Source organism: Mesorhizobium sp. ORS 3428 (assembly GCF_001854785.1).
Classification (GTDB): domain Bacteria; phylum Pseudomonadota; class Alphaproteobacteria; order Rhizobiales; family Rhizobiaceae; genus Mesorhizobium.
Window position 1 is genome coordinate 1 of record NZ_MDFL01000029.1, and the last position, 6,786, is coordinate 6,786.

Consider the following 6,786-nt stretch of genomic DNA (forward strand, 5'->3'; position numbering starts at 1 on the left):
AGCCTCGCGTCGAGGCCGAGATCGCCTTTGCGATGAAGGCACCGTTGAAGGGGCCAGGCATTACGGTGTTAGATGTGTTGAACGCCACGGACTACGTCATACCAGCGCTTGAGGTCCTGGACACCCGGATCGTGCGCGTCGACCCTCAGACCAACAAAACCCGAACCGTCGTCGATACCATCTCAGACAACGCAGCCAACGCCGGCGTCGTCACGGGCGGCAAGGCCTCGCGCCCTGACGGCATTGACATGCGCTGGATGGGCGCCATCGTCTCGCGCAACGCCGAGGTGGTGGAAACGGGCCTGGGCGCCGGCGTCCTTAACCAACCAGCACGCGGCATCGCATGGCTCGCCAATCGTCTCGCCCAGTACGGCGACGGTATCGAGGCCGGGCATATCGTACTCGCAGGCTCCTTTATCCGCCCGATCGAAGCCAGACACGGCGACACGATCGTCGGCGATTTCGGTCCGTATGGCACTGTCAGCTTGTTTTTCGCCTGAGGACGTCGATGCCTGYGCCCAAGAACACCTTCAAGCAAGCGCTCAGGGACGGAAAGGTACAAGTCGGCCTGTGGCAGGCGCTCGCCAGCCCTTACACGGCCGAGCTGTGCGCCGGCGCCGGCTATGACTGGCTCCTTCTGGACGCCGAGCACGCGCCGAACGATGTGCCCCTGCTTGTCGCACAGTTACAGRCCATCAAAGGTAGTACCGCCCATGCGATTATTCGTCCCCCGATCGGCGAGACTCACATCATCAAGCAACTTCTGGATATTGGTGCGCAGACGCTGCTGGTTCCGATGGTCGAAAGTGGCGCCATGGCCCGCGATATGGTTCGGGCGATGCGCTATCCACCGCATGGTGTGCGCGGCGTTGGCGCTGCGCTTGCACGTGCATCGGCCTTCAATCGCATCCCGGACTACCTTCAGACAGCCGATGGAGAGCTCTGCCTGCTTCTCCAGGTAGAAAGCCGCGCCGGGCTCGCCGCACTCGACGAGATTGCCTCAACTGACGGCGTCGACGGCGTCTTTATCGGTCCAGCCGATCTCGCGGCTGACATGGGTTTTCTTGGTCGGCCCGGAGCGCCCGAGGTTCAGAGAGAGATCGAACAGGCCTTCGCGAAAATCCTCTCCCATTGCAAAGCGGCAGGCGCACTGATAGGCGACCTCAAGTTGGCGCGGCGATACGTGGAATTGGGTGCGACGTTCATCGGGATAGGCAATGATGTAACGCTACTGGCAAACGCAACGACACGTTTGCTTTCCGATTTTTACGATACAAAGCCTCCGGGCTCGCCGGCTGGATTAGAAGTGAAGGTCTACTGACTGACGGTGGGACGCGCTGTCCGCCCCCTAGGCACTTCGAAAAGCAAGAAGGCGTCGCTCCGAGAGGCTGCCGATGCCGAAGGCCGCTCTTAGCCGGACCTTGGACGAGGTGCGCCTGACAGACTTCCGGTAGCGGCCGTGTCGGTCCACCCTAACTTATGGTTCGCTCTCGATCGCGTCCTGTGTCGAACGGCCCATGTCGCGCACTTTGTCGGCAGCATTCGTCCGTTTGCCGGCCCGGATTGGAGCTCGTTTCGGAGCGGATCTTGCGGCTTCCGTGTTGGGTTTATGACGCTTCCACGACCCGTTCGCGATCGCGGTGGCCTGTAATTCCTCAAGCAGCCCTTGCAGGGCGGTCAGACGCTCCGATCCGAACGTCTCGCTGAGTTCGGCGTAAATTGCCTCGGAAGGCGGCGCAATCAACTCGACCTGCTTTCGGCCTTTCGGTGCGAGCCGAACCCACTTGCGACGTTTGTCGTGTTTGTCCGCCCGCGTCACGATCAGTTTCTGGTTCTCGAGGTCGCGCAGGATCCGAGCGACGCTCGGTCCCAGGAGATATGTCGATTCGACCAGCTGAGTGACGTCCATTTCATCGTTCTTGGCGAGCACGCGAAAGACCCGCCACTGCTGTTCGGTGAGCCCGTGCTCATCCAGCAACTCCCGAAATGGGGCCATGACGGCCTCTCGAGCCCGCAACAGCATCATCGGCAGCGACGCCGAAAAACTGCGCATGGCTTTGGATGGATCGGGCTTGGGTGATTTGATCATGAGATCGGCTATACCAGACATGCGCGACAGGAGCCAGACAGAGAGAGGGGGCGCACGGTTCAGGATCAGGAATCTTGAATGTTCGCTTGACAATTACCTAACATGTTAGATAAGATAATCCGACTTGCATGATACGCAACGTATACCGCGCGTTGGGCAATTTGGAGGAACGTACGTTGATGCAAGGCCGCTGGTCGCCAAGAGCCGAACCAAACGGCGCGATAGCAATGCCGCAACTACGCTAGGGAGTGATCGATACGTCCCACTGAGGGGCGGTTACAGGTAAACCACCGGACAACAAAATTGGCGTGYCCTGGAGGCACGGGACGGTGGAGGTGAGCGTTTTAAGGCCTGGGAGGAGAATTTATGGAAGGCGCCGGCAGGAACGCGCAAGAGCCGCAGAGCGGAAACACAGTCATTTCGGCTCGCAATCTGTGGAAGAGCTTTGGTAACAATGACGTCTTGCGCGATGTGAGCCTGGATATCCGGGCCGGTGAAATCCTCGTTCTGCTCGGACCAAACGGGGCGGRCAAATCGACCTTTCTCAACCTGGTCGATGGGACATTGGCCCCGAGCGCTGGCATGCTCTTGGTGAACGGCCAGCCGGTTGAATCCGGACAACGCGTGGGGAAGAACTCACGCACTCCGGGTATCCAGCGGGTTTTCCAGGAGCTTTCCACCTTTCCGAACCTGACGGTGGCCGAGAATCTGGCGCTTACGTCGGAACACAAGGGCGCCGGGTCACGGCGAGAACTTGTTCGCCGCGCACGTGAACGCATGAAGGTCTTCCCAGGAAACCGCATCGATGTTCGCGAGGAAGTCGCGTCACTGTCCGTGGCCGAACGTCAGATGGTCGAGATCGCACGCGCTATGACGGAGCCTGACACAAGGGTGGTCATCCTGGACGAGCCGACTTCCGCGCTGTCGTCCCGCGAGGCTGACCAACTCGCGGACTTAGTTATGCGTCGGGCGGCGCACGGGGTGGCTGTCATCTATGTGACCCACAAGCTCGAGGAGGCTCTGCGCCTGGCCCATCGTGTCGTTGTTCTTCGCGACGGGAGGCTTCATTTCGACGGAGACGCACAAAACCTGACGCATGACGAACTCCTCTCACTACTGGGAGCGATGGTCGAACAACACAGCCCCGTTGCGCCTATGCCGGTCGGTGACATGTCCCGAGATATTCTCACCGTTGACAAACTGTCATCGGGGCGCCTTCACGAGGTCTGCATCCGAGTGAGCGCAGGCGAGGTAGTTGGAATTGCCGGACTGGAGGGTGCGGGCCAGCGCGATTTCTTGCAGGCCGTCTTCTCGGCGAGAACGCGGAATACCGGATCTATTCACTCATCGACGGATGTGGCCTATGTCAGBGGCGACCGGAAAAACGAGGGCCTCCTGCCGCTTTGGGACGTCGAGGAAAATGTCGCCATTTCCGCCGCTCCGCGGTTCTCCCGAGCTGGCCTGGTCGATTTCCGAGGGCTGAAGGCGACGRCCAATGATTGGCTTTCGGAACTGGGCCTGGTCAATCGTGCAGCTTCGCCGATTGTCAACCTCAGCGGAGGCAATCAACAACGAGCGCTGCTCGGACGCGCGCTTGCGAGCGAAGCGCCTCTGCTCCTGCTGGACGATCCCACGAGGGGGGTCGATGTCAGTGCCAAGGCATCGATCTACGCTATCCTCGACAAGCTGAAGGAGAAGGATCGGAGCGCGATCCTATACTCGACGGAACTTGCCGAGTTTCGTCGCTGTGATCGGGTCTATGTCATGGCCCGAGGCCACGTGGTAGCGGAGTTAAGCGGCGCGGACATCACCGAGGAGCRCATAACCCAAGCGTCATTCATGAATCCGGGACACGCGGCGACCGCGGCATCGCGAGAAGCCCCATGGGCGAGGGAAAGGCTGTCGGGAGATGCGTCTCTGGYGAAGCTGCTTTCCTGGCGATCTTTGCCCGCAGCTTTTCTGATGCTTGCTATGTTTGCATTGGTCTTCTGGCAGCAGCCCAATGCCTTTAGTACGTTCGGGCTGGAGCTTCTGTTCCAGGCCTCGTTACCCTTGGCTTTCGCCGTCATCGCCCAGATGCTCTTCATTCTCGGAGGGGACATCGATCTTGGACTGGGCTTCTCCATCGGTCTCGCCAACGTCCTGGCGGCTACCTATCTTGGAGATTCATTCGCCGTCGGCGTCCTGGCTTGCGCCGCGTTGATCGCGGGTTACGCCGTGCTCGCATTGATCGTTGAGCTTCTTGGCGTGTCGTCTGTCGTCGCGACGTTGGGTGCTTCGTTCATCTGGCTGGGGATCGGGCTGACGATTCGCGCTACGCCGGGGGGGAGTTCGCCTGAATGGCTTTCCACCCTCATTCACATCAAACTGTGGCCTCTGCCATTGAGCTGTTACGTGCTGGCTGCGGTAGCCTTGCTCGGTCTTTGGATCTGCCAGGGCTGGAGCTACAGCATCCGGCTCCGCGCTTTGGGGCAGAACCGAAGGACCTATATTTCCCTGGGCTTCTCGGCGCTTGCGGGACGCGTGACGCTCTACGCACTGGCGGGATTCTTCGCGGTCCTGTCGGGGCTGCTGCTGACGGCAGCGACAGGTGCCGGCAACGTGAATGTAGCGGCAAGCTTTACGCTGGCTACGATTGCCGCCGTTATCGTTGGCGGCGCGAGCTTTGCCGGCGGTTTGGTTTCCCCCATCGGCGCCGTGATGGCGGTCATCGGGATTTCCCTCGTCACGACTAACCTGACCTTTCTTGGGATCAGTTCGGAGTATTCCACCGCTATCGGAGGCTTGATCCTGGTCCTGACCTTGAGTTTCCGTTCGCTGACGAGGTCTACGGCATCATGACCCGAAAAGCTCAATTCGCGGTTGGCTCCGTCACTTTGATGAGGACGAATGTTGGGGTGAAGATCTGGCGAAACCTCCTGAGGAAGTCCTGGGCAGGCGCGTTGGCCGGGGTGGTGTTGCTGTGGGTGATCGCCGGGCTGGTTACGGGCGAGCTCTCGTGGTCCTTCCTCATCGCCAACGCAACAATCGCCGGCTTATTCGCTCTCGCGGGAACAGCCCAAATGGCCGTACTGGCCAGCGGATCCGGAAATATCGACCTCAGCCTTCCCTATGTCGTCACTTTTAGYGCCTACGTCATGTCGGCAGGAGTTCTTGGGCAGGACAACGTCGCCGGCTCAGTGTTGCTTAGCGTGCTCGTGGGAGCTCTCACCGGGGCGGTTAACGTAGCGTTGATCGTCCGGCTGCGTATTCCCGCGATCGTGGCAACGCTTGCATCCGGTTATATTCTCTACAGCCTGACTGTCTCCATCCAGAATTGGCCGTCCAAACCTGTTGGCGGAATGTTCGAGGCCATGCTGCGGGCGCGCTTTGCGGGGCTCACCGGCGTGCTGATCGTCGCGGCGCTCATCCTTGCCGTCGTAGGTGTGCTGCTTTCCAGGACCGTGTTCGGACTGCAATTTCACGCTATGGGCCAAAACGCCGAGGTAGCGCGGCTGGCAGGCGTGCGTCGTGGCTGGGTTTTGCTGGGAACATTCGTCCTGGCGGGGGTGCTCGAAGCGCTGCTGGGTGTGTTGCTGGCGACTTATCAGGGCGGCGTCTCGGCCGATCTCGGCCGAGCCTATCTGCTAGGCTCGGTTGCCGCAGTTGTTATCGGTGGCACGCGGCCGACCGGCGGCGTGACATCGGTATTCGGAACGGCGGTGGGCGCCCTTGTCCTGACACTCGCCCAATCCGACCTGATCCTGCTGAACTTCGGGATCGGCACGCAATACATCATTCAAGGTCTGATTGTTCTGTCGACGGTTTGCCTGGTCGCGGCCCGTTCGCCAGATCGAAGGTAATCCGTAAACGGATGCAATCCAAAAAGGGAGGAAAATAGAATGCGCAAAAATACCCTGAGCAGGCGTGCCGTCTTGGCCGCGGGACTGTTGATTGGGGGAGTGATGGCATGTGGTCAGGCTTCCGCCAACGACAAGACATTCGTCATTGGGGTGGCCATGCCATTCCAGACTAACAGTTGGCAGAAGGGGTTCTYCGCTTCCGCGAAGTACGCGGCCGAACAACTCAATGCCAGTGGCAAGAAGGTGGAACTCAAGATAGTGGACGCCGGAGGCGACGCRCAGACACAGATCCAGCAGATCAACAATCTGACGCTGCAGGGCGTGGACTTCATCATTATCGAGCCGCTATCGGATACAGCTCTGAACGGGGCCGTGGACAACGCCGTGGCTGYAGGCATCCCGGTTCTTGCCACAGGGACGGGCGGGATCACCAACCCCAAGGCGATCGAACTTCAAAACGATTTCAAAACCCTCGGCGACAAATACGTAAAGCTCATTACGGACAGGGTCGGGACGAAGGGCACTGCGATCATGATACGCGGCTTGGCCGGAAACGCCGCGGAACAGACTATCCAGGACTCTTATACGCGCGCGCTTGCCAAGTATCCGGACATCAAGGTTGTCTCAACAGTCTACGGCGACTGGAACCAATCGGTTGCTCAGCAGCACGTCACCACCATCTTGCCAACACTGCCGCCGAAGGTGGACATCATCTTCTCCCAAGGCGAAGCCGCCTTCGGCGCGGCACAGGCCTTCCTAGCGGCCGGCCGCGAGGTTCCCATGCAAGTTTATGGCTTCTCGGGCACTGATGTGAACCTGTTGATTAAGCTGAACGAGAAGTCCGGATATGATTCC

The 6,786-nt window shown here is 59.8% G+C and carries 5 protein-coding genes and 1 pseudogene; 5 read left to right on the forward strand and 1 reads right to left on the reverse strand.

Features of this window, described 5'->3' with window-relative positions:
• Both ORS3428_RS05320 and hpaI read left to right on the forward strand, forming a co-directional pair.
• A pseudogene (locus tag ORS3428_RS05320) lies at window positions 1-500 on the forward strand (2-oxo-hepta-3-ene-1,7-dioic acid hydratase); the annotation flags it as partial.
• 8 nt (window positions 501-508) lie between these two features.
• Window positions 509-1,321, forward strand: coding sequence for a 4-hydroxy-2-oxoheptanedioate aldolase (gene hpaI / locus ORS3428_RS05325; protein WP_071095260.1), 813 nt, complete (start codon window positions 509-511; stop codon window positions 1,319-1,321).
• 156 nt (window positions 1,322-1,477) lie between these two features.
• On the opposite strand, the gene hpaR is transcribed toward hpaI, so the two are convergent.
• Window positions 1,478-2,089: a homoprotocatechuate degradation operon regulator HpaR gene (gene hpaR, locus ORS3428_RS05330; RefSeq protein WP_108722983.1), complete on the reverse strand. Its 612-nt coding sequence runs from the start codon at window positions 2,087-2,089 to the stop codon at window positions 1,478-1,480.
• A 366-nt stretch (window positions 2,090-2,455) separates the two neighbouring features.
• Between hpaR and ORS3428_RS05335 the strand changes: the two genes are divergently transcribed.
• From ORS3428_RS05335 to ORS3428_RS05345, 3 genes are all read left to right on the forward strand, one after another.
• Window positions 2,456-4,930: an ATP-binding cassette domain-containing protein gene (locus ORS3428_RS05335; RefSeq protein WP_071095263.1), complete on the forward strand. Its 2,475-nt coding sequence runs from the start codon at window positions 2,456-2,458 to the stop codon at window positions 4,928-4,930.
• The gene (locus ORS3428_RS05340; RefSeq protein ID WP_071095265.1) at window positions 4,927-5,931 is read left to right on the forward strand and encodes an ABC transporter permease; all 1,005 of its coding nucleotides are present in this window, start codon (window positions 4,927-4,929) and stop codon (window positions 5,929-5,931) included. Before ORS3428_RS05335 ends, ORS3428_RS05340 begins: the two co-directional genes overlap by 4 nt.
• A 39-nt stretch (window positions 5,932-5,970) precedes the next feature.
• Window positions 5,971-6,786: substrate-binding domain-containing protein (locus ORS3428_RS05345; protein WP_071095266.1), on the forward strand; the 816-nt coding region annotated here is incomplete at its 3' end.